19 protein-coding genes and 1 pseudogene are annotated in these 21810 nt (G+C 62.3%); 13 read left to right on the plus strand and 7 right to left on the minus strand.

All coding sequences use genetic code 11. From position 1 onward, the window contains the following. Window positions 1-10: 10 nt before the first annotated feature. The 4 genes from BKP54_RS23270 to BKP54_RS23285 all read right to left on the minus strand — a co-directional run bounded on the left by BKP54_RS23270 (window position 11) and on the right by BKP54_RS23285 (window position 4336). Complete coding sequence (locus tag BKP54_RS23270; RefSeq protein ID WP_025428104.1) at window positions 11-841, minus strand: carbohydrate ABC transporter permease; 831 nt, start codon at window positions 839-841, stop codon at window positions 11-13. A 5-nt stretch (window positions 842-846) separates the two neighbouring features. After that, window positions 847-1719: a sugar ABC transporter permease gene (locus BKP54_RS23275; RefSeq protein ID WP_025428105.1), complete on the minus strand. Its 873-nt coding sequence runs from the start codon at window positions 1717-1719 to the stop codon at window positions 847-849. A 143-nt stretch (window positions 1720-1862) separates the two neighbouring features. Further along, window positions 1863-3173 (minus strand): sugar ABC transporter substrate-binding protein, encoded by a 1311-nt coding sequence (locus BKP54_RS23280; RefSeq protein ID WP_084815019.1) that lies wholly within the window; start codon window positions 3171-3173, stop codon window positions 1863-1865. Window positions 3174-3382: 209 nt separating this feature from the next. Next, complete coding sequence (locus BKP54_RS23285; RefSeq protein ID WP_025428107.1) at window positions 3383-4336, minus strand: sugar-binding transcriptional regulator; 954 nt, start codon at window positions 4334-4336, stop codon at window positions 3383-3385. Window positions 4337-4648: 312 nt separating this feature from the next. On the opposite strand from BKP54_RS23285, the gene BKP54_RS23290 reads away from it, so the two are divergent. Both BKP54_RS23290 and preA read left to right on the plus strand, forming a co-directional pair. Continuing rightward, window positions 4649-6010: an NAD(P)-dependent oxidoreductase gene (locus BKP54_RS23290; protein ID WP_057206520.1), complete on the plus strand. Its 1362-nt coding sequence runs from the start codon at window positions 4649-4651 to the stop codon at window positions 6008-6010. 20 nt (window positions 6011-6030) lie between these two features. Continuing rightward, window positions 6031-7344: an NAD-dependent dihydropyrimidine dehydrogenase subunit PreA gene (gene preA, locus BKP54_RS23295; protein WP_025428109.1), complete on the plus strand. Its 1314-nt coding sequence runs from the start codon at window positions 6031-6033 to the stop codon at window positions 7342-7344. 54 nt (window positions 7345-7398) lie between these two features. Here preA and BKP54_RS23300 read toward each other — a convergent pair whose 3' ends face one another. Further along, window positions 7399-8421 (minus strand): NAD(P)-dependent alcohol dehydrogenase, encoded by a 1023-nt coding sequence (locus BKP54_RS23300; RefSeq protein ID WP_025428110.1) that lies wholly within the window; start codon window positions 8419-8421, stop codon window positions 7399-7401. A 106-nt stretch (window positions 8422-8527) separates the two neighbouring features. Here BKP54_RS23300 and BKP54_RS23305 point away from each other — a divergent pair, with 106 nt between their 5' ends. The 4 genes from BKP54_RS23305 to BKP54_RS23320 all read left to right on the plus strand — a co-directional run bounded on the left by BKP54_RS23305 (window position 8528) and on the right by BKP54_RS23320 (window position 12508). Then, window positions 8528-9427 (plus strand): LysR family transcriptional regulator, encoded by a 900-nt coding sequence (locus tag BKP54_RS23305; protein WP_025428111.1) that lies wholly within the window; start codon window positions 8528-8530, stop codon window positions 9425-9427. 128 nt (window positions 9428-9555) lie between these two features. Continuing rightward, window positions 9556-9714, plus strand: coding sequence for a VOC family protein (locus BKP54_RS36705; RefSeq protein WP_143347943.1), 159 nt, complete (start codon window positions 9556-9558; stop codon window positions 9712-9714). Window positions 9715-9853: 139 nt separating this feature from the next. Further along, the gene (locus BKP54_RS23315; RefSeq protein WP_057206555.1) at window positions 9854-11530 is read left to right on the plus strand and encodes an adenylate/guanylate cyclase domain-containing protein; all 1677 of its coding nucleotides are present in this window, start codon (window positions 9854-9856) and stop codon (window positions 11528-11530) included. Window positions 11531-11578: 48 nt separating this feature from the next. Further along, a complete protein-coding gene (locus tag BKP54_RS23320; RefSeq protein ID WP_051509177.1) occupies window positions 11579-12508 on the plus strand; it encodes a DMT family transporter in 930 nt (309 codons plus the stop codon). A 12-nt stretch (window positions 12509-12520) separates the two neighbouring features. On the opposite strand, the gene BKP54_RS23325 is transcribed toward BKP54_RS23320, so the two are convergent. Then, complete coding sequence (locus BKP54_RS23325; protein WP_025428115.1) at window positions 12521-13174, minus strand: TetR family transcriptional regulator C-terminal domain-containing protein; 654 nt, start codon at window positions 13172-13174, stop codon at window positions 12521-12523. A gap of 285 nt (window positions 13175-13459) precedes the next feature. On the opposite strand from BKP54_RS23325, the gene BKP54_RS23330 reads away from it, so the two are divergent. Together BKP54_RS23330 and hydA are read left to right on the plus strand one after the other, a co-directional pair. Then, entirely contained in the window at window positions 13460-14710 is a 1251-nt protein-coding gene (locus BKP54_RS23330; RefSeq protein WP_128090483.1) for a Zn-dependent hydrolase, read from the plus strand. 82 nt (window positions 14711-14792) lie between these two features. Further along, a pseudogene (hydA, locus tag BKP54_RS23335) lies at window positions 14793-16246 on the plus strand (dihydropyrimidinase). Window positions 16247-16344: 98 nt separating this feature from the next. Here the strand turns inward: hydA and BKP54_RS23340 are convergent. Further along, window positions 16345-16758, minus strand: coding sequence for a cupin domain-containing protein (locus BKP54_RS23340; RefSeq protein WP_025428118.1), 414 nt, complete (start codon window positions 16756-16758; stop codon window positions 16345-16347). Between the two features lie 121 nt (window positions 16759-16879). On the opposite strand from BKP54_RS23340, the gene BKP54_RS23345 reads away from it, so the two are divergent. From BKP54_RS23345 to BKP54_RS23370, 5 genes are all read left to right on the plus strand, one after another. Then, window positions 16880-17671 carry an ABC transporter ATP-binding protein gene (locus tag BKP54_RS23345; RefSeq protein ID WP_025428119.1) on the plus strand — a complete coding sequence of 264 codons (792 nt, stop codon included), beginning with the start codon at window positions 16880-16882 and terminating at the stop codon, window positions 17669-17671. 43 nt (window positions 17672-17714) lie between these two features. Next, the gene (locus BKP54_RS36710; RefSeq protein ID WP_245317889.1) at window positions 17715-18470 is read left to right on the plus strand and encodes a GNAT family N-acetyltransferase; all 756 of its coding nucleotides are present in this window, start codon (window positions 17715-17717) and stop codon (window positions 18468-18470) included. 2 nt (window positions 18471-18472) lie between these two features. Further along, window positions 18473-19357 (plus strand): ABC transporter permease, encoded by an 885-nt coding sequence (locus BKP54_RS23360; RefSeq protein ID WP_025428122.1) that lies wholly within the window; start codon window positions 18473-18475, stop codon window positions 19355-19357. Beyond that, on the plus strand, window positions 19354-20223 hold the full coding sequence (locus tag BKP54_RS23365; protein ID WP_025428123.1) for an ABC transporter permease: 870 nt from the start codon (window positions 19354-19356) through the stop codon (window positions 20221-20223). Before BKP54_RS23360 ends, BKP54_RS23365 begins: the two co-directional genes overlap by 4 nt. Before the next feature lie 97 nt (window positions 20224-20320). Then, window positions 20321-21313 carry an ABC transporter substrate-binding protein gene (locus tag BKP54_RS23370; protein ID WP_025428124.1) on the plus strand — a complete coding sequence of 331 codons (993 nt, stop codon included), beginning with the start codon at window positions 20321-20323 and terminating at the stop codon, window positions 21311-21313. Window positions 21314-21810: the final 497 nt, after the last annotated feature.

Genomic DNA, 21810 nt, shown 5'->3' on the forward strand with positions numbered 1-21810 from the left:
GTCGTATCCCTTATTTGACCGCGCCGAAGGTGAGGCCGCGCACGAGCTGTTTCTGCGAGAACCAGCCGAGTATGAGGATGGGGGCAATCGCCATGGTCGAGGCCGCCGAGAGCTTGGCGTAGAACAGGCCTTCGGGGCTCGAATAGGAGGCGATGAAGGCCGTGAGCGGCGCCGCCTTCGCGGCGCTGAGGTTCAGCGTCCAGAACGCCTCGTTCCAGGCAAGGATGATGTTGAGGAGCAGCGTCGAGGCGATGCCCGGGATCGCCATCGGCGTCAGCACATAGATGATCTCCTTGGACAGCGATGCTCCGTCCATGCGTGCCGCCTCGAGGATCTCGCCGGGGATTTCCTTGAAGTAGGTGTAGAGCATCCAGATGATGATCGGCAGGTTGATCAGCGTCAGCACGATGACGAGGCCGGTGCGGGTATCGAGCAGGCCGGTGTTGCGGAACAACAGGTACATCGGCACGAGCACACCGACCGACGGCATCATCTTGGTGGAGAGCATCCACATCAGCACGTCCTTGGTGCGCTTGGTCGGCGAGAACGCCATCGCCCAGGCAGACGGGATGGCGATGATCAGGCCGATCAGCGTCGAGCCGAAGGAGATGACGACCGAGTTCATGAAGTGCAGGAAGTAGTTCGATCGGCTCTGGACCTCATGATAGTTCTCCGTCGTCCAGTCGAAGAAGAACAGGGACGGCGGCGAGGCGATCGCCTCTGCCTCGGTCTTGAAGCTCGTCAGGAACGTCCACAGGATCGGGAAGAAGATCAGGATGCCGATCGTCCAGGCGACGACCGTGACGACGATCTTTCTTTGGGTGGAGACAGTGCGTGCCATCGGTATCAAGCCTCCAGCGTCTTGCCGATCATGCGCATCAGGAAGAATGCGACGATGTTGGCGAGGATGACGGCGATGATGCCGCCGGCGGATGCGCCGCCCACGTCGAACTGCAGCAGGGCCTGCGCATAGACGAGGAAGGTGAGGTTCGTGCTCTGCGTGCCCGGACCGCCATTGGTCGTCACCAGGATTTCCGCAAAGACCGAGAGCAGGAAGATCGTCTGGATCAGGATCACCACGGTGATCGCACGAGAAAGATGTGGCAGCACGAGATAGATGAAGCGGCTCCAGGCGCTGGCGCCGTCCATCTGGGCTGCTTCCTTCTGCTCTTCATCGAGCGATTGCAGCGCCGTCAAAAGGATCAGCGTCGCAAAGGGCAGCCATTGCCAGGCGACGATGAGGATCACCGACATCAGGGGTGCATTGGCGAGAAAGTCGAAGGGCTGCAGTCCGAAGAGCTTGGCCAGCCAGGCGAACAGCCCGTTGACCGGGTTCATGAACATGTTCTTCCACACCAGCGCGGCGACGGTCGGCATGATCAGGAACGGCGCGATCACCAGGATGCGCACGATCCCCTGACCGAACATCGGCTGATCGAGAAGAAGCGCCAGCGCAATGCCGCCGACGACGGTGATGAAGAGCACGCCCAGCACGATGGCGAGCGTGTTGAAGATCGCCTGGAAGAAGGCGGGATCGGTGAGGAAGTAGCTGTAGTTCGAAAAGCCCGCGAACTCCTCCATTCCCGGCATCAAGAGATTGTAGCGCAGGAACGAGAAGTAGATTGTCATGGCCAGCGGAACGATCATCCAGGCCAGAAGCAGAAGCACCGAGGGCGCGATCATCAAACGCGCGGCGGAGCGGGTGTGCAAGGTCGCCATGGCGTCCCCCCAAATGACGGAATTCAACGCTGTTTCGAGATCGGGTCGGGCCAGCGCGTTTACCCGCGTGGGCCCCTTGACTGCCTCCAGGAATTACCGGGGCGCCAACCATTTGCGGCCGGCACCCCGGGCCCTTGGGAGCCTTATTTGATGTAGCCGGCCTTGGTCATCTCACGCTCGGTCAGTTGCTGGGCGCTGGCAAGCGCCTGGTCGACGGTCATCTGACCGGCAAGAGCCGCCGCGAACTGCTGCCCGACTGCTGTGCCGAGCCCCTGGAATTCAGGGATCGCCACGAACTGCACGCCGACATAGGGCACCGGCTTGACGGCCGGGTTCTTGGGGTCGGCTGCATTGATCGAGTCGAGCGTCATCTTCGCGAAGGGCGCTGCCTTCTGGTACTCAGGGTTGGCGTAGAGCGATGTGCGCGTGCCCGGAGGAACGTTGGCCCAGCCTTCCTTGTCGGCAACGAGCTTCAGATAGTCCTTGCCGGTTGCCCAAGCGATGAACTTCTCGGCCGCGGCCACCTTCTGCGAACCGGCGGGGATGGCAAGATTCCAGGCCCAGAGCCAGTTTCCGCGTTTGCCGAGGCCAGTGTCAGGTGCAAGCGCGAAGCCCACCTTGTCGGCAACCCTCGATTCCTTCGGGTTGGTCACGAACGAGGCCGCAACCGTCGCGTCGATCCACATGCCGCATTTGCCGGTCTGGAACAGCGACAGGTTTTCGTTGAAGCCGTTCGAGGATGCACCGGGCGGTCCGGCGTCATTCATCAGCTTGACGTAGAAGTCGAGCGCGTTCTTCCATTCCGGCTGGTCGAACTGCGGCTTCCAGTTCTCGTCGAACCAGCGGGCGCCGAAGGCGTTCGCGGTTGCGGTCAGGAAGGCCATGTTCTCGCCCCAGCCCGCCTTGCCGCGCAGGCAGATGCCGTAGACTTCGTTGCCCTTGTCGGTGATCTTGCGCGCCGCGTCGGCGATGAAGTCCCAGGTCGGCGCGTCGGGCATGGTCAGCCCGGCCTTTTCGAACAGGTCCTTGCGGTACATCACCATCGAGCTTTCGCCGTAGAACGGTGCGGCATAGAGCTTGTCGTCTATGGTCAGGCCCGAGCGGATCGCCGGCAGCAGGTCGTCGACGTCGTAGTCGGCGCCGAGATTGTCGAGCGGCATAAGCCAGCCCTGCTTGGCCCAGATCGGCACTTCGTAGGTGCCGATGGTCATGATGTCGTACTGGCCACCCTTGGTGGCAATATCCGTCGTCACGCGCTGGCGCAGCACGTTTTCCTCGAGTGTCACCCACTCGAGCGTAATGTCCGGATTCTTGGACGTGAATTCATCCGCCAGCTTCTGCATTCGGATCATGTCGCCGTTGTTCACGGTCGCAATGGTCAGCGTTTCTGCTTGGGCCAGACCTGCCAGAGCGACTGCCGAGCACGTGCTCAGCAGGAAAGTTCTCAAATTCATCGACTTCCTCCCAGAAGAAATTGAGCATTTGCCTTGCTCATGAGCAATTACTCACTTCTTGTGAAAAAATGTCAATCCGCTTTCGTTGCTGCGCTGCAACCAGAGCCGTTATGAATCTGTTTTGATTGCGGATTTTTTATCAGCAGGTGGTGATATGAACGCCAAAGGGCCGGCGCATGGCCGGCCCTTCCCAAGCAGAAACGCTGCGATCAGGCGTTGAGCAGATAGGCGGCGGTCGCCTCATCGGTGATAATGCCGTTGATGATCCGCCCCTTGAGCGCGGCCTTCAGCGCCTCATATTTGCGCCGCCCCTTGGCAAGCCCGATCACCGACGCATTGTCGCGCGATGGCAGAGGAACGGAGGCGACACGGTCGTTGAAACTGCCCGCCAGCAATGCGCCGTCGTGGTCAAACATCCAGCCGCAGATTTCCCCTGCGGCGCCGGACTTCGTCAGCTGCCCCATCTCGTCCTGCGACAGAAATCCGTCCTGGCAAAGCGGCGCCTCGGGGCCGAGTTCGCCGACACCGACAAAGGCGACATTCGCCTCCGCGCCCAGCTTCAACGCCACCTGGACGAGGCTCTGGCTGTGCAGCACCGCGCGCTCCTCCGGCGAGGAGGCGAGAACCGGCAAAGGCATCGGGAAATGCCGCGCCTTGACGGCATCGGCCATGCTAAAGATGACGTTGTAATAGGCGGCCGAGCCGTCGAGCCTGATATTGCCAGTCAAGGACACGATGCGATGCTGCGGACATTCCATCGCCGGCAATTGGTCGATCGCCGCCTTCAGGGTCCGGCCCGTACCGATCGCCAGAACCTGGGGCTCGGTTAATTTGAGCCAGCGCTCGATCTCGGCGGCCCCTGCCTCGGCGATGCCGACCGTGGTCGAACTCGATCCGGGATCGCTCGGAACCACGTCCACATGCTTTAGCTCGTATTTTTCCCGAAGCCGTTCGGCAGCCTCCAGGCATGCGGCAATCGGATGATCGAGCCTGACCTTGATCAGGCGCTCCGCCATGGCAAGCGAAACCAGCCGCTGGGCCGATTGGCGCGAAATGCCCATGACCGTGGCGATCTCGTCCTGGGTACGGCCGGCGACATAGTATAACCAGCCCGCGCGGGCAGCATCATCAAGCCTGTTGTTCGCCTCAGCCCGTCGCGCCATGCCACTTCTCCATTCCCCCGCGATCGCGATGTTTTGGGTCGAATCAACTCAAAACATCGCGATCGCTTCCCCTAAGTTAGAGCGGGATGCGGGCGGAAAACCGCACACACTTTTCCTCATCCCGCTCTGATTTGCTGCCACTATTTGCCCTGCCCTGTCAAACAGCAGTCAAGAACAATGGCTTGGCAGGTCTGCAGCAAATCCCCGGATCGCAAGGCTTTCCCAGCATTTCGATGCCAAACTTTTACCGTTTGATAAAAAAATAAAGCGTGTTACCGTTCCATCATCCTGAGAAAACATTGGGAGCCAAAAATGGGAACGACGCAATCTGGGATCCTCGGCGGCCGCCTGCCGCTCGCGGACTACGAAACCAATTTCTCCGACCTCCATCCAGCCCTCGACAGGCACGAGGCATTGGTCGCCTCCGACCGCTGTTATTTCTGTCATGACGCGCCCTGCATGACGGCCTGTCCCACCTCCATCGATATCCCGCTGTTCATTCGGCAGATATCGACGGGCAACCCCATCGGCTCGGCAAAGACGATCTTCGACCAGAACATCCTGGGCGGCATGTGCGCCCGCGTCTGTCCCACCGAAACGCTCTGCGAGCAGGCCTGCGTGCGCAACACGGCTGAGGAGCGTCCGGTCGAGATCGGCCGCCTCCAGCGCTATGCGACCGATATCGCGATGAAGGAGAACAAGCAGTTCTACACCCGCGCTGCGACCTCCGGCAAAAAGGTTGCCGTCGTCGGCGCCGGGCCAGCGGGGCTTGCCTGCGCCCACCGCCTTGCGGTCAAGGGCCACGAGGTCGTCATCTACGATGCCCGTGAGAAATCCGGCGGCCTCAACGAATACGGCATCGCCGCCTACAAGTCCGTCGACGATTTCGCCCAGAGCGAGGTCGACTACGTGCTGTCGATCGGCGGCATCGAAGTCCGCCACGGCCAGGCGCTCGGCCGCGATTTTTCGCTTGGCGATTTGACCGAACAATATGACGCCGTCTTCCTCGGTCTCGGCCTTGCCGGCGTCAACGCGCTGCGCCTCGAAGGCGAAACCGCCGAGGGCGTAGACGACGCCGTCGATTTCATCGCCGCCCTTCGCCAGTCGAAGACCAAGGCCGACATTCCGGTCGGTCGCCGGGTCGTGGTTCTCGGTGGCGGCATGACCGCCATCGACGCCGCCGTCCAGGCCAAGCTGCTCGGCGCCGAGGAAGTGACGATCTGTTATCGCCGCGGCAAGGAGCACATGAACGCGTCCGAGTTCGAGCAGGACCTGGCCACCTCCAAGGGCGTCACCATCCGCCACTGGCTGCAGCCCAAGCGCATCGCGCTCAAGGACGACAAGGTCGCCGGGATCGAACTCGAATACACTACGCTCGTCGATGGAAAGCTGACGACGACGGGCGAAACGGGTATCATTGCCGCAGACCAGATCTTCAAGGCGATCGGTCAGTCCTTCGAGGCGTCCGGCCTCGGATCGCTCACGTTCGAAGCCGGCCGCATCGTCACCGATGCCGAAGGCAAGACCTCGCTCGCCAATGTCTGGGCCGGCGGCGACTGCGTGCTGGGTGGCGAGGACCTGACGGTCTCCGCCGTCGCCATGGGCCGCGATGCCGCTGAAGCGATCAACCGGGCTTTCGCCGCGGCCATGCCGCGCGCGAGCGCCGTTGCATAACGGATCGGGAGAACGGAACAATGGCTGATCTTCGCAACAATTTTGTCGGCATCAAATCCCCGAACCCGTTCTGGCTGGCGTCCGCGCCGCCGACGGACAAGGCCTATAACGTCGAGCGTGCCTTCAAGGCAGGCTGGGGCGGCGTCGTCTGGAAGACGCTCGGCGAGGAAGGACCGCCTGTCGTCAACGTCAACGGCCCGCGCTACGGCGCGATCTGGGGCGCCGACCGCCGGTTGTTGGGCTTCAACAACATCGAGCTCATCACCGACCGCGACCTTTATGTGAACCTGCGGGAAATGAAGCAGGTCAAGATGAACTGGCCGGACCGGGCCCTGATCGCATCGATCATGGTGCCCTGCGAGGAAGAGGCCTGGAAGGCGATCCTACCGCTGGTCGAAGAAACCGGCGCCGACGGCATCGAGCTCAATTTCGGCTGTCCGCACGGCATGTCCGAACGCGGCATGGGCGCCGCTGTCGGACAGGTGCCGGAATATATCGAAATGGTCGTTCGCTGGTGCAAGCAGTACACGCGCATGCCCGTCATCACCAAGCTGACGCCCAATATCACCGACGTCCGCAAGCCGGCCCGCGCCGCCAAGGCCGGCGGCACCGACGCAGTGTCGCTGATCAACACGATCAACTCGATCGTCTCCGTCGATCTCGACAACTTCGCCCCGAACCCGACGGTCGGCGGCAAGGGTACCCACGGCGGCTATTGCGGCCCGGCGGTCAAGCCGATCGCGCTCAACATGGTCGCCGAAATCGCCCGCGATCCGGAAACCTACGGCCTGCCGATATCAGGCATCGGTGGCATCACCACCTGGCGCGATGCGGCCGAGTTCCTGGTGCTTGGCGCCGGCAACGTGCAGGTCTGCACCGCGGCAATGACCTACGGCTTCAAGATCGTCCAGGAAATGATCTCCGGCCTGTCCGACTGGATGGATGCCAAGGGTCACCGCAACCTCGACGACATCACCGGTCGCGCCGTGCCGAATGTCACCGACTGGCAGTACCTCAACCTCAACTACATCGCCAAGGCCAAGATCGATCAGGATTCCTGCATCAAATGCGGTCGCTGTCACATCGTCTGCGAGGACACCTCGCACCAGGCGATCACCCAGTTCGTCAACGGCGTGCGCCACTTCGAGGTGATGGACGACGAGTGCGTCGGCTGCAACCTCTGCGTCAGCGTCTGTCCCGTCGAGAACTGCATCACCATGGAAGAACTGCCGGCAGGCGCCATGGACCAACGCACCGGCAAGCCGGTCGATCCGAACTATGCCAACTGGACGACGCATCCGAACAATCCGATGGCCCGCCAGGCAGCGGAATGACCAAAACCGACGCCGCCGGATTCTTGTCCGGCGGCGTCGGGAATTGGTGTTCGATCAAACCGCGACCACCACCTTGCCGAAGGCGCCGCGATCGAGATGCGCCAGTGCCTCGCGGAAATCCGCAAACCGATAGCGCGCATCGACCACAGGCTTCAGACCGGTTTGATCGACAGCCGCGACGAGGTCCTCAAGCGCCCGGCGATGGCCGACGCCGATGCCCTGGATGACAGGCGATTTCAACAGCACCAGCGGCGCCGGCGCCGAGATCTCGGCGCCTTCGAGCACCCCGATGACCGAGATCCGTCCCTGCACCGCCACCGCATGCAGCGACCGGCCGAGATTGGCGCCACCGGCAAGCTCCAGGATATGATCGGCGCCGTGATCGCCGGTGATCTCAAGCACACGCTCCACCCAGTCTTCCGACAGGCGGTCGATGCCATGGTCGGCACCGAGCTCGAGGGCGCGATCGAGCTTGTCCCGGCTTGCCGACGTGACGATGACTTCGGCCCCATGCGCCTTGGCGATCTGCAACCCGAACAGCGCGACACCACCCGTCCCCTGCACGACGACGCGGTCGCCGGCCTTCGGCCGCCCCTTCTCGACCAGCGCGTACCAGGCCGTTACACCGGCGCAGGGCAAGGTGCTTGCCTCGCCATCGTCAAGGCTCTTTGGCGCATGGACGAACCAGTCTTGCGGGAACGTGACATATTCCGAAGCAACGCCCGGATTGAGACCGCCGAGCGCAAACGACGTCGGTTGACGGGCCGTTCCCGGCTTTTGACCGTCGATCCAGCTGGGGTCGAAGACGGAAATGACCCGATCGCCGGCCTGAAAGCGCGTCACGTCGCTGCCGACCGCCTCGACGACGCCGGCCATGTCGGAGCCCGGCACGAAGGGGAAGACGAGCGGCATGCCCATGCCGTTTTCGAGCACCAGCTTGTCGCGAAAGTTGAGCGAAAAGGCGGTCGTGCGAACCAGCACCTCGCCCGGCCCCGCCTGTGGGATCGGCCGCTCCGTGAGCTTCAGGTTCTGAGGGCCGAACGCATCGATGGTCCATTCCTTCATCAGTCTCGCCATGGTCTTTCCTTTCATCGGATTTGATCTGATGGAGAAAGCATAGCGTTGAAATTATCTCTCCAGTTGCGATATGATTTCGTCATATTGGTTCCATGAGGGATACAAGATGAGCTACCTGAACGGCGTTTCGGTGTTCGTGGAGGCGGCCGACGCGGGCGGATTTTCCGCCGCCGCCGAAAGGCTCAACCTGTCGCGTTCAGCCGTCGGCAAGACCGTCGCCAAGCTGGAGCAAAGGCTGGGCGTGCGCCTGTTTCATCGCACCACCCGCACCCAGAGCCTGACCGACGAGGGTCAGCTGTTCTACGAAAACTGCCAGAGGGCGCTCAGCGAAATCAGAGCCGGCGAGGCGCTGCTGGAATCCGGCAAACAGGAGATACAGGGACGGCTGCGCCTGTCGATGCCGGTGCATTTCGGCCGCCAATGCATCATGCCGTTGCTGTCGAAACTGCTGCAGCAACATCCACGGCTGGAGTTCGACCTCAACTTCAGCGATCGCAACGTCGACCTTGTCGAGGACGGCTTCGATCTCGCCATCCGCACCGGCCCGCAACGGGATGAGCCCGAACTGATGATGCGCAAGATCGCCGACCAGCGCATGACCGTGTGCGCCTCCCCGGCCTATATCGAAGCGAATGGCGCACCGGAGACGATCGAAGACCTGACGGCGCACCAGGCGATCCTCTATCGGCGCAGCGGACAACCTCTCGCCTGGTCCTTTCCAGTGAAGGCCGGCCAGACGCAGACCGTCACGCCGCCGGCGCGTCTGCGGCTCGACGACCTGACGTCGATCGCCGACGCGGCGGCCGACGGCTTCGGCATCGCCTGGCTGCCTTGCTGGCTGGTGGGCAACCGCATCGCTTCCGGCTCGCTCGTGCAGATACTCGCCGATGTGCCCGCTCTGTCCTACGGCACCTATGTCGTCTGGCCGAAAACCCAATATATGCCGCCAAAGCTGCGGCTGCTCATCGATACCCTTGCCGCGCGGCTGCCGCCCATGATGGAATGACGCCAACGGCTATCCCTGTTGCGAGCGGAGGCGTCGGAAGCCAAGCAAGGAGGCAACGCGCCGGCAGCACCGTCTTCGCCCCGTTCAAGCGCGACACCGACTGTTTCGGCCAAAGCCAACAGATGTGGATGCTGAACTTCCGCGTCGACGCCATGACGGAGCAGCTTCGTACTGCGGGCATCGAGGTGACAGCCGACCCGCAAACCTATCCGAACGGCCGCTCCGCCAGGCTCTACGACCCCGAAGGCAACCCGATCGAGCTTTGGCAGCCGAACCCCGCCGAATAGCGCCAGTGGCCAATGACGCGCAAGACACGATAACGAAACAGATTGTGTAGAAAAGGTAAGTTGTCGGCGTATGCGATCTGGATAATAAAGGGGGAAATAACCGAAGCCGGTGTTTCGCCGGCAGAGCTGGGCTCGCTATTTGACGATCATTTCCGCCAATAGACGCAAGCGCATTCACCTCGTTTCCGGGGCAGTGCTTGGTACGTTCATCCTTGCCCATTTTCTCAACCATTCGCTCGGACTGATCTCCATCGATGCCATGGAGTCCGGCCGCAAGGTCTTCAACGTCGTCTGGCACAGCGTGCCCGGCACGGTGCTGCTCTATGGTGCGCTGCTTGCGCATTTCATGATGGCACTCGATAGCCTGTATCGCCGCCAGACGCTGCGCATGCCGATGCGCGAAGCGCTCAAGATCGTCTTCGGCCTCAGCCTGCCCTTCCTGCTGCTGGGCCACGTGACCGCCGCACGGGTCGAACCGCTTTTGACCGGAGTGGAGGCCGATTATCCCGGCATGCTGCGGGCGCTCTGGTCCAGCTGGACCAATGCCACTCGCCAATCTCTCGCCCTTTTGCTCGCCTGGAGCCACGGCTGCCTCGGCGCCTGGTTCTGGATGCGCGGACGGACCTGGTTTCCGCGCTACGAGGTCCTGCTCTACACGATCGCGATCCTCGTGCCGATCTTCGCGCTTCTCGGCTTCTTCAGCGGCGCCCGCTCGGTCGAGCGCGTCTATGCGGAGCATGGCGGCTATGGCGACAGCGCTGAAGCCAAGCCGGCCTTCGATGTCGACCTGCTCGAGAATATCCGGCTCGGTCTCTATCTCGGCTTTGCCGGGCTGATCGTCGGCACGTTTGCCCTGCGCGTCCTGCCCAAGGGTGGGCGCATCCGCGTGCGCTACCCCGATGGCCGTGTCGCCACCGTCAATCTCGGCTTCAGCGTGCTGGAGGCAAGCCGCGCCGCCGGCATCCCGCATGTCTCGGTCTGCGGCGGTCGCGGCCGCTGCTCTACCTGCCGCGTGCGCGTGATTCAGGGTCTCGAAGGCCAGCCGGGGCCGGAAGATGCCGAGCTGACGACGCTGACACGGATCGGCGCACCCGACAATGTCCGCCTTGCCTGCCAGTTCCGTCCGATCCACAACGTCACCGTCGTGCCTATCCTCGATACCGACAGCATCGGCATCAAGAAGCAGCTGGTGCGCCAGGATGGCGAGGGGCGCGAGCGGCGTATCGCCGTGCTCTTCTGCGACCTGCGCGGCTTCACCAGCATCGCCGAGCATAAGCTGCCCTTCGATACGGTCTTCCTCCTCAACCGCTATTTCGAGATGGTCGGCGAGGCGGTGGAGGATTCCGGTGGGGTCATCGACAAGTTCATCGGCGATGGCGCGCTGGCAATCTTCGGCCTGAAGAACTCGTTTACCGAGGCCTGCCAGCAATCGCTTGCAGCCGCGGTGCGCATTTCCAAGGGCATCGATGCTCTCAACCAGACCTTCCAGGGCGAGCTCGACGAGCCGCTGCGGATCGCGATCGGTATGCATGCCGGCCCAGCCATCATCGGCGAGATCGGCTATGGACAGGCGACGTCTCTGACTGCCGTCGGCGATACCATCAATACGGCAAGCCGGCTCGAAGGCCTTGCCAAGGAACACGACGCCCAACTCGCCGTTTCGGCCGAGCTCGTCAATCGCGCCGGTGTGGTGATGGAGGCGCACAAGCGGCTCGACATCAGCCTTCGCGGACGCCAGGCGACCCTCGAAACCTGGATCGTCGAAGATGCCGGCGATATCGCCAAGGCCTTGCAACCCTCACCCGCTCCGGCTTAGGTGTATGGGCGCTCGCTCGAGTCTTCAGCACCGGATCCGGAAGCCAGCATGAAACAGGATGTCTCGCCGAAAACGGCGCACCAGAGCCACGCCAAGGGCGTCGAAAAGCTCAAGGCGCATCTGGCGATGCTGACCTTTTCGGCGCTCATCGCCGGTTCCTTCTCCTTCGGCGGATTGGCGGCACAGCACATGGGCGCCGGCCCGCTGACGCTCTGGCGCTATCTCTTGACCGTCGTGGTGCTTGGCGTGCTCACCTTCGGTTACGCCAGGGTGCCGTTTCGGATCCCCAGGCAGTTGTGGCGCTTCCTCATCCTCGGCGGGCTGATCGCCGTCTACATGCTGACGATGTTCAAGGCGCTGGAATTCACCGACCCGGTGTCGACGGGCGCCGTCTTCACGCTGATGCCGCTCTTGAGCGCGGGCTTTGCCTTTCTACTGCTCAGCCAGCACACCCGTCCCGGCGTGCTCGCAGGCCTGATCATCGCAGCACTTGGCGCCGTCTGGGTGATCTTTCGCGCCAACATCCAGGCAATCCTCGCCTTCGACATCGGCCAGGGCGAGCTGATCTTCTTCGTCGGCGTCATCTGCCACGCGATCTACGTGCCGCTGATCCGCAAGTTCGACCGCAAGGAAAACCCCTTCGCCTTCGGCTTCTGGGTTGCCGCCTGCACCGTGCCGTGGCTGCTTGTACCCGGCGCCGCAGGCCTTGCCAGCACCGACTTTCCAAGCCTGCCGGCCATCGTCTGGATCGCCGTCGCATATTTGGCCGTCGTCACCACCGCGATCACCTTCCTCCTGCTGCAATACGCATCCCTGCGCCTGCCATCGTCGAAAGTGCTCGGCTACGGCTATCTGACGCCCAGCTTCATCATTCTGCTTGAGGGCATTCTCGGTCACGGCTGGGTCAGCCTGCCGGTTCTCGCCGGGGCACTGACGACGGCCTGCGGGCTGGCGTTGATGGCATTGCTGCCGGATTGATCCCAACGGCGCTCAGGCGGCAGGCTGTTCGCTCACCTGCAGCCCGTCGACGAACAGGCGCTCGAGAAACCGCGCCGCATCCTCGAACCGACCCTCGCCGGAATTGCCCTGCCCGAGCACGGCGCGCACCTGCACGTCGAAGTCGGCATAATGCTGCGTCGTCGACCAGATCGCGAAGATCAGGTGGTAGGGGTCGCATTTGGCGATCTTGCCGGCTTTGGTCCAGGCGCGGATGACCTCCGCCTTCTCATCGACAAGCTCCTTCAGCGGCCCCTTGAGTTCGTCTTCGATATGCGGCGCGCCTTGCAGGACCTCATTGGCGAAGAGCCGGCTTTCGCGCGGGAAATCGCGCGCCATCTCCAGCTTCCGCCGGATGTAGCTGCGGATCTCGGTAACCGGGTTTCCCTCGGCGTCGAAGGCACGCAACGGATCAAGCCAGGTATCGAGCACGCGATCGATCAGCGCGCGGTGCATCGCTTCCTTGGTGCGGAAATAATAGAGCAGGTTCGGCTTCGACATGCCGGCCACATCGGCGATCTGATCGACGGTCGCGCCGCGAAAGCCGTTCGCCGAAAACACCTCCAGCGCTGCCTCCAGAATGCGCTCTTCCTTCTCCTCCTGGATGCGTGTACGCCTCTGGGTCTTGGCCGCTCTCGGAAGTACCATTTCGCCCCCTGCAGGTGCCTGCGCGTTCATCCGCACAGGTCGTATCTGCCCAAATTTCGGCGCCGCCATCTTTTCGGGCAACAACTTCGTTTTTTTGTTTTTCCGACTTGAGTGCCGCAACGGAAGTTGTAATGTTTTACCAACCGGTCAAATTATCAGCCAGTTCGCCAGCAAAGGCAACGACTGATCGAAGGGCACCAGAAAAAACCAAGCCTGGATTTGACCAAGGGAACGTGAGGGGCATGCACCACCCAAGGTGCCGCCCAAAAAAATGAGGAGACCGCCGTGGCAGCACCTGGCGAGAACATGCGCGTCAATGCCGACCGCCTGTGGGATACGTTAATGGACATGGCCAAGATCGGCCCGGGCATCGCCGGCGGCAACAACCGCCAGACGCTGACCGACGAGGATGGCGAGGGCCGCAAGCTCTTCCAGTCCTGGTGCGATCAGGCCGGCCTGACCATGGGCGTCGACACCATGGGCAACATGTTTTTCACCCGGTCCGGCACCGACCCGGATGCCCTTCCTGTGTATGTCGGCTCTCATCTCGATACCCAGCCGACCGGCGGCAAGTTCGACGGCGTGCTCGGCGTGCTCTCGGGCCTCGAGGTCGTGCGCTCGATGAACGATCTCGGCATCAAGACCAGGCACCCCATTGTCGTCACCAACTGGACCAACGAGGAAGGCGCGCGCTTTGCGCCGGCGATGCTCGCCTCCGGCGTTTTTGCCGGCGTGCACAGCCAGGAATTTGCCTACGCCCGCAAGGACCCGGAAGGAAAGGCCTTCGGCGACGAACTGAAGCGCATCGGCTGGGTCGGCGACGAAGAGGTCGGCGCCCGCAAGATGCACGCTTATTTCGAATATCACATCGAGCAAGGCCCTATCCTCGAGGCCGAAAACAAGGATATCGGCGTCGTCACCCATTGTCAGGGCCTGTGGTGGCTGGAGTTCACACTGACCGGGCGCGAGGCGCATACCGGCTCGACCCCGATGAACATGCGCGTCAATGCCGGCCTGGCCATGTCGCGGATCATCGAGATGGTTCAGGGCGTGGCGATGGAAAACCAGCCGGGCGCCGTCGGCGGCGTCGGTCAGGTGGTCTTCTCGCCCAACTCGCGCAACGTGCTGCCTGGCAAGGTCGTCTTCACCGTCGATATCCGCTCGCCCGACAAGGCCAAGCTCGACCGCATGCGCGCCAAGATCGAGGCGGAAGCGCCTGAGATCGCCGATGCGCTCGGCGTCGGCTGCTCCGTCGAGGCCATCGGCCACTTCGAACCGGTGACCTTCGATCCGAAACTCGTCACTGCCGTGCGCAACGCCGCCGAAAGGCTCGGCTACAGCCACATGAACCTGATCTCAGGTGCCGGACACGATGCCTGCTGGGCAGCCAAGGTCGCGCCCGCGACCATGGTCATGTGCCCCTGCGTCGGAGGCCTCAGCCACAACGAGGCGGAGGACATCTCAAAGGAGTGGGCCGGCGCCGGCGCCGACGTCCTCTTCCACGCCGTCGTTGAAACGGCCGAAATCGTCGAATGAGTTTGCGGGCGGGACGAAAGTTCCGCCCTTTTTCGTGGCGGCCCAAGGGCCACCGGAAGCACAATCGCGAGGATGAAAATCAATGAGCACTGTCATCAAGGGTGGAACCATCGTCACCGCCGATCTGACCTACAAGGCGGACGTGAAGATTGAAGACGGCAGGATCATCGAGATCGGCCCGGACCTCAAAGGCGACGAAACGCTCGACGCCAGCGGCTGTTTCGTCATGCCCGGCGGCATCGACCCGCACACCCACCTCGAAATGCCCTTCATGGGTACCTACTCTTCCGACGATTTCGAAAGTGGCACCCGGGCAGCACTCGCCGGCGGCACGACCATGGTCGTGGATTTCGCCCTGCCCTCGCCCAACCAGTCGCTGCTCGAAGCGCTGGATATGTGGCACAACAAGTCGACCCGCGCCAACTGCGACTATTCCTTCCACATGGCGATCACCTGGTGGAGCGAGCAGGTCTTCAACGAGATGGAGACCATCGTCAGGGACAAAGGCATCAACACCTTCAAGCACTTCATGGCCTATAAGGGCGCGTTGATGGTCGACGACGACGAGATGTTCTCGTCCTTCCAGCGCTGTGCCGGCCTGGGTGCGCTGCCGCTCGTCCACGCGGAAAACGGCGACGTGGTTGCCCAATTGCAGGCGAAGCTGCTGGCGGAAGGCAACAACGGCCCGGAGGCGCATGCCTATTCGCGCCGGCCGAAGTCGAGGGCGAGGCAACCAACCGGGCGATCATGATCGCCGACATGGCGGGCAGCCCGGTCTACATCGTCCACACCTCCTGCGAACAGGCGCATGAAGCAATCCGCCGAGCCCGCGCCAAGGGCATGCGCGTCTTCGGCGAACCGCTGATCCAGCACCTGACGCTCGACGAAACCGAATATTTCAACAAGGACTGGGACCACGCCGCCCGCCGCGTGATGTCGCCGCCGTTCCGCAACAAGCTGCACCAGGATAGTCTCTGGGCCGGCCTCGCATCCGGTTCGCTGCAGGTGGTCGCGACCGACCATTGCGCCTTTACCTCAGAGCAGAAGCGCTCCGGCGTCGGCGATTTCACCAAGATCCCCAATGGCACCGGCGGGCTTGAAGATCGCATGCCGATGCTGTGGACCCACGGCGTCAACACCGGCCGCATCACCATGAACGAGTTCGTGGCCGTCACGTCGACGAACATCGCCAAGATCCTCAACATCTACCCGAAGAAGGGCGCTGTTCTCGTCGGCGCCGACGCCGACCTGGTGGTCTGGGATCCGAAGCGGTCGAAGACGATCTCGGCCAAGAACCAGCAGTCGGCGATCGACTACAACGTCTTCGAGGGCAAGGAAGTAAAGGGCCTGCCGCGTTACACGCTGACGCGCGGCGTCGTCGCCATCGAGGAAAACACGGTCAAGACGCGCGAGGGCCATGGCGAATTCGTCCGCCGCGATCCGTTCCCGGCCGTCAGCACCGCGCTCACCACCTGGAAGGAAGTCACCGCCCCCCGCGCCGTCCAGCGCAGCGGCATCCCGGCAACAGGCGTGTGATCCCCGTGCTTCACGGCCTGCACGTCTTCCCACCACTCTGTCCCACCGGACATGTTCCGCCGCACCGGCGGGACGCTTCGGCGCGTTTGCTGGTCGCGTCACCCGGGCACGAGAGCGTCAAGCTCCGGCAAGAGGACGACGCTTTCCTGCCCATTGGGGTCGGTGCGGGCGATCACGGCCGAACAGGGTGCATCGGAGAGGTTTGCCGGCAGGTGCGGCACGCCGGCCGGAATGTAGAACATCTCGCCGGCGCGAACGACGGCATGCTCCTCGAGCCGCTCGCCGAACCAAGTGTGCGCCTCGCCCGACAGCACGTAGATCGCCGTCTCATGGTCCTCGTGCAGATGCGCCTTGGCACGGGCGCCGGGCGGGATTGTCAGGAGGTGCATGCAGATGCCGGTCGCCCCAACGGTTTCCGCCGCGATGCCCTCGAAATAGCTGAGCCCCTGCTTTCCGGCATGTCCGCTGCCGGGGCGAACCACGCGACAGCCAGGATTGGATGATCGAGACATGACTGTTCTCCAGAATTCCCTGAAAAACCAGCAGCAAACGGCTCCGCTTACAAATCCGCGATTGCATGTTGCCGGTCCGGATAGCAGTCTGACACAGCCAAGCCAGAATGAGTATTCGCCGATGACGTCCAATACCGCATCCGTGGTTTCGGCCCGGGACCTCTGTCTGACCTTCGAGACCGCCGACGGCCCGGTGAACGCCCTGACCGGCGTCAATCTGGATGTGACCAAGGGGGATTTCGTTTCCTTCATCGGCCCCTCCGGCTGCGGCAAGACGACGTTCCTGCGCGTCATCGCCGATCTGGAAAAGGCGACCTCCGGTACGATCACCGTCAATGGCATGACGCCCGAGGAAGCGCGGCGGCAACGCGCCTACGGCTATGTCTTTCAGGCGGCCGCCCTCTATCCCTGGCGCACCATCGAGAAGAACATCGCCCTGCCGCTCGAAATCATGGGCTACAACAGGCAGGAGCAGAAGGCGCGCATCGACCGCACGCTGGATCTCGTCAACCTCGCCGGTTTCGGCAAGAAATACCCATGGCAACTGTCGGGCGGCATGCAGCAGCGCGCGTCGATCGCCCGCGCGCTTGCCTTCGACGCCGATCTTCTCCTGATGGACGAGCCCTTCGGCGCGCTTGACGAGATTGTTCGTGATCATCTGAACGAGCAGCTGTTGAAGCTCTGGGCCCGTACCAACAAGACCATCTGTTTCGTCACGCATTCCATTCCCGAAGCGGTCTATCTCTCCACCAGGATCGTGGTGATGAGCCCTCGCCCCGGCCGCGTCACCGACATCATCGAATCGCCCTTGCCGCGAGAGCGCCCGCTCGGCATTCGCGAAACGCCTGAGTTTCTCGAGGTCGCCCATCGCGTGCGCGAGGGCCTGAGAGCGGGGCACAGCTATGAGGAATAGCGGGGCGTCTTCGACCATTTGCCGTCCTGCAACACGGGCCGACATGAGTGCCTGCGCCGACATTCTCAACCGCTGGATCGACGCGACGCCGTGGATGCCGCGGATACACCAGCATGCCGACGTCGAGCGATATTATCTCGAGACGGTCTTTCCCGAGCGGACCGTGATCGTTGCCGAGCGCAACGACCGGGTCGCAGGCTTCATGGCGCTCTCAAGTGATCATTATGTAACGGCGCTTTATGTCGACGACGTCCACCGCGGCGTGGGCGTCGGCAGCAATCTGCTCAAGACCGCGAGGTCGCTGTCCGCAACAGAGTTGAACCTCTGGACCTTCGAGGCAAACGGCAACGCCCAGCGCTTCTACGAACGCCAGGGCTTCTCTGCCGTAAGCCGCACCGATGGCGACAACGAGGAAGGCCTGCCTGACATTCTCTACCATTGGCGTGGAGCGGGGGGTACGGCCATGAACCTTGCCTATGTCCTCTGGCTGCTGCTTGCCACGACCATTTTTCTCGGCGGCGCGACGGCTTCGCGCGCCTATGTCTCCAACAGCCATGTCGGCGTGCTGGTTCTGGCCCTCGGGCTCTACATGGTCGGCAACATCATCATGGTGAAGCTGATGCGCGACGGCGGGCTTGGCCTCGCAATCTCGTTGTCAGCCATCGTGCAATTGGTTCTCGTCAACATCATTGCCTTTGCCGTCTTCGGCGAAAAGCTGAGCCTCACCCAGGCGGCCGGCGTCATGCTCGGCATCGCCGCCATGGGCCTGATTTTGCTGCCGGCAAGCGGAAAGGCATGACGATGAGAGAAGAAAGCTTCCTCAGGGACAAGCTCTTGCCAGTCGGCACCGTCGTCGCGCTGTTGATCGTGGTCTGGTACATTGCAGTCGTGTTCCTGAACGCGCCGTTCGAGCGCGACACCGCTGCCCGCGCCGGCACCGAGATCAGTTTCTCGCAGATCGTTCACAACACCATGGCGCAGGAGCGCCCCGTTCTGCCGGCACCGCACCAGGTTATCGCCGAGATCTGGGATACGACCGTCAACAAGCCGATCACCTCGAAACGCAGCCTGGTCTATCACGCCTGGATCACGCTTTCGGCCACTCTGCTCGGTTTCGGCATCGGCGCTGTACTCGGCATTCTCCTGGCCATCGGCATCGTGCACAACCGCGCCATGGACCGGTCGCTGATGCCCTGGGTGATCGCCAGCCAGACGATCCCGATCCTCGCCATCGCGCCGATGATCATCGTCGTCCTCAACGCGATCGGCATCTCCGGGCTTTTGCCGAAGGCGCTGATCTCGACCTATCTCTCGTTCTTCCCCGTGGTCGTCGGTATGGTGAAGGGCCTGCGCAGCCCCGAGGCGATCCAACTCGATCTGATGCACACATACAATGCCTCGCAAGCGCAGGCCTTCTGGAAGCTGCGCTGGCCGTCATCGATGCCCTATCTCTTCACCTCGCTGAAGGTTGCCGTCGCAATTTCGCTCGTCGGCGCCATCGTCGGCGAACTGCCGACAGGTGCCGTAGCCGGCCTCGGCGCGCGCCTGCTCGCCGGTTCCTATTATGGCCAGACGGTGCAGATCTGGTCGGCGCTGTTCATGGCGGCAGCGCTTGCGGCGGTGCTGGTCATGATCGTCGGCTTTGCACACACCGCCGTCCTGAAGCGCATGGGGGCCAAGCCATGAATCTTCCGATCCTGATTGGTGCCGTCGTCTTCTGGCTTGCGGCCTGGGCCTTCAACGAATGGCTGGTGCGCCAGCGGTTTCAAAGCGAAGCCGCCAACCGGGCCGCACATTTCGCCGTACCGCTCCTCTTCGGCATCACCCTGCTGGTGCTCTGGGAAGGCATCGTGCGCGGCTTTTCCGTACCCTCCGTCCTGCTGCCGGCACCGTCGATGATCTGGCAGCGCCTGATCAACTCGCTGCCAACACTGGCGGCAGACTTCCGCCAGACATTCCTGAAGGCGGTGCTAACAGGCTATGCCCTCGGTTGCGGCCTTGGTTTCGTCGTCGCCATCCTCATCGATCGCTCGCCATTCCTGCAAAAGGGGCTGCTGCCGCTCGGCAACTTCGTCTCGGCGCTGCCGGTCATCGGCGTTGCGCCGATCATGGTCATGTGGTTCGGCTTCGACTGGCAGTCCAAGGTCGCCGTCGTCGTCATCATGACGTTCTTCCCGATGCTGGTGAACACCATCGCCGGACTGGCAGCGTCCAGCCACATGGAGCGCGACCTGATGCGCACCTATGCCGCCTCCTGGTGGCAGACGCTCGTCAAGCTGCGCCTGCCGGCCGCCTGGCCGTTCATCTTCAACGCGCTCAAGATCAACTCCACCCTGGCGCTGATCGGCGCCATCGTCGCCGAATTCTTCGGGACACCCATTGTCGGCATGGGGTTCCGGATCTCCACGGAAGTGGGCCGCATGAACGTCGACATGGTCTGGGCCGAAATCGCCGTCGCGGCGGTGGCAGGTTCGGCCTTCTACGGGGTGGTGGCGCTCATCGAGCGCGCCGTCACCTTCTGGCATCCTTCCATTCGCGGAGGGCGCGCCTGAGAACACCGTGGAGCAATTCCAGGAAAAGTGTGAAACGGTTTTCCGTCCCGAATTGCCTACTTCAAACACAATGAAACAAAAACAAGAGGGAACTGACATGAACAAGAGACTTGCATCGCTTCTCGCCGCAGGCGTCTTTTCGCTCGCAGCATTCCATGCCGAAGCCGCCGACAAGGTGACACTGCAGCTGAAATGGGTCACGCAGGCGCAGTTTGCCGGCTACTACGTCGCCAAGGACAAGGGCTTCTACGAAGAAGAAGGGCTCGACGTCGATATCAAGCCCGGCGGCCCGGATATCGCGCCCGCGCAGGTGATTGCCGGCGGAGGCGCCGACGTCGTCGTCGACTGGATGCCGTCAGCCCTTGCCACCCGCGAAAAGGGCGTGCCGCTCGTCAACATCGCTCAGCCGTTCAAGAAGTCGGGCATGATGCTGACCTGCCTCAAGGAGAGCGGCGTCACCAGCCCGGACAAGTTCAAGGGACACACGCTTGGCGTCTGGTTCTTCGGCAACGAGTATCCGTTCCTGTCGTGGATGTCGCATCTGAAGATCCCGACGGACGGCGGCCCGGAAGGCGTGACCGTCCTGAAGCAGGGCTTCAACGTCGATCCGCTGATCCAGAAGCAGGCGGCCTGCATCTCGACCATGACCTACAACGAGTACTGGCAGGTCATCGATGCCGGCATCAAGCCGGACGATCTCGTGACATTCCAGTATGAAGACCAGGGCGTGGCGACACTCGAAGATGGCCTCTACGTGCTCGAAGACAAGCTCAAGGATGCGGCCTTCAAGGAAAAGATGGTCAAGTTCGTGCGCGCCTCGATGAAGGGCTGGAAGTATGCCGAACAGAACCCGGATGAAGCAGCCGACATCGTTCTCGAGAATGACTCAACCGGTGCCCAGACCGAAAAGCACCAGAAGCGCATGATGGGCGAAGTGGCCAAGCTGACCGCCGGTTCGAACGGCGCCCTGGATGAAGCCGACTACAAGCGCACCGTGCAGTCGCTGCTTTCGGGCGGTTCCGATCCGGTCATCTCCAAGGAGCCGGAAGGCGCCTGGACGCACGAGATCACCGACGCCGCGTTGAAGTAGGAAGAAAACAAACCGAATGACAGAAGAGGGTCGCGCGACAGCCATCGCGCGGCCCTCTTCCGTTTGCGTGCAGGCCTTTCATGGCCCGCTAAGGTTGCCTCGAATTTCCGGGCGTGGGGGTGGCAATTCGGGGCCAACGGGCCGTTGATGCGCCTCGATTGTCAAGATCGTGTCGAGATTGCAACCAAGATTGCAGAACGGAAGAAATATTGAGGAACCATCACTTCACCGCACTTGTAAGCAGATGATGTGAAGATTACATAGGCGCGGATGTTTGTTGGAGGCAAGCAACACGGAGGAGTTGATTTTTCCGAATAGTTTGCCTGCGGGAGCCTCTCCCCGTCCTGCCCGCGCTCACGGTCTGATACCGTGCGAGTGGCGCATGAATGAAAATGGCCGTGCGCCTATGCCTTGTTTCGCTTAATCCGCGAAGACAAGCGTCGGCGAAACTGAAAATCGCTTGATTGCATTGGGATCCGGCCTGCGAAGGCACAGTT

Source organism: Ensifer sp. 1H6 (assembly GCF_001976035.1).
GTDB classification, from domain to species: domain Bacteria; phylum Pseudomonadota; class Alphaproteobacteria; order Rhizobiales; family Rhizobiaceae; genus Ensifer; species Ensifer canadensis.

Excerpts from the sequence above, each read along its gene's own strand:
- BKP54_RS23270 (WP_025428104.1), bottom strand. The coding sequence starts at position 841 with ATGGCACGCACTGTCTCCACCCAAAGAAAGATCGTCGTCACGGTCGTC.
- BKP54_RS23275 (WP_025428105.1), bottom strand. The coding sequence starts at position 1,719 with ATGGCGACCTTGCACACCCGCTCCGCCGCGCGTTTGATGATCGCGCCC.
- BKP54_RS23280 (WP_084815019.1), bottom strand. The coding sequence starts at position 3,173 with ATGAATTTGAGAACTTTCCTGCTGAGCACGTGCTCGGCAGTCGCTCTG.
- BKP54_RS23285 (WP_025428107.1), bottom strand. The coding sequence starts at position 4,336 with ATGGCGCGACGGGCTGAGGCGAACAACAGGCTTGATGATGCTGCCCGC.
- BKP54_RS23290 (WP_057206520.1), top strand. The coding sequence starts at position 4,649 with ATGGGAACGACGCAATCTGGGATCCTCGGCGGCCGCCTGCCGCTCGCG.
- preA (WP_025428109.1), top strand. The coding sequence starts at position 6,031 with ATGGCTGATCTTCGCAACAATTTTGTCGGCATCAAATCCCCGAACCCG.
- BKP54_RS23300 (WP_025428110.1), bottom strand. The coding sequence starts at position 8,421 with ATGGCGAGACTGATGAAGGAATGGACCATCGATGCGTTCGGCCCTCAG.
- BKP54_RS23305 (WP_025428111.1), top strand. The coding sequence starts at position 8,528 with ATGAGCTACCTGAACGGCGTTTCGGTGTTCGTGGAGGCGGCCGACGCG.
- BKP54_RS36705 (WP_143347943.1), top strand. The coding sequence starts at position 9,556 with ATGCTGAACTTCCGCGTCGACGCCATGACGGAGCAGCTTCGTACTGCG.
- BKP54_RS23320 (WP_051509177.1), top strand. The coding sequence starts at position 11,579 with ATGAAACAGGATGTCTCGCCGAAAACGGCGCACCAGAGCCACGCCAAG.
- BKP54_RS23325 (WP_025428115.1), bottom strand. The coding sequence starts at position 13,174 with ATGGTACTTCCGAGAGCGGCCAAGACCCAGAGGCGTACACGCATCCAG.
- BKP54_RS23340 (WP_025428118.1), bottom strand. The coding sequence starts at position 16,758 with ATGTCTCGATCATCCAATCCTGGCTGTCGCGTGGTTCGCCCCGGCAGC.
- BKP54_RS23345 (WP_025428119.1), top strand. The coding sequence starts at position 16,880 with ATGACGTCCAATACCGCATCCGTGGTTTCGGCCCGGGACCTCTGTCTG.
- BKP54_RS36710 (WP_245317889.1), top strand. The coding sequence starts at position 17,715 with ATGAGTGCCTGCGCCGACATTCTCAACCGCTGGATCGACGCGACGCCG.
- BKP54_RS23360 (WP_025428122.1), top strand. The coding sequence starts at position 18,473 with ATGAGAGAAGAAAGCTTCCTCAGGGACAAGCTCTTGCCAGTCGGCACC.
- BKP54_RS23365 (WP_025428123.1), top strand. The coding sequence starts at position 19,354 with ATGAATCTTCCGATCCTGATTGGTGCCGTCGTCTTCTGGCTTGCGGCC.
- BKP54_RS23370 (WP_025428124.1), top strand. The coding sequence starts at position 20,321 with ATGAACAAGAGACTTGCATCGCTTCTCGCCGCAGGCGTCTTTTCGCTC.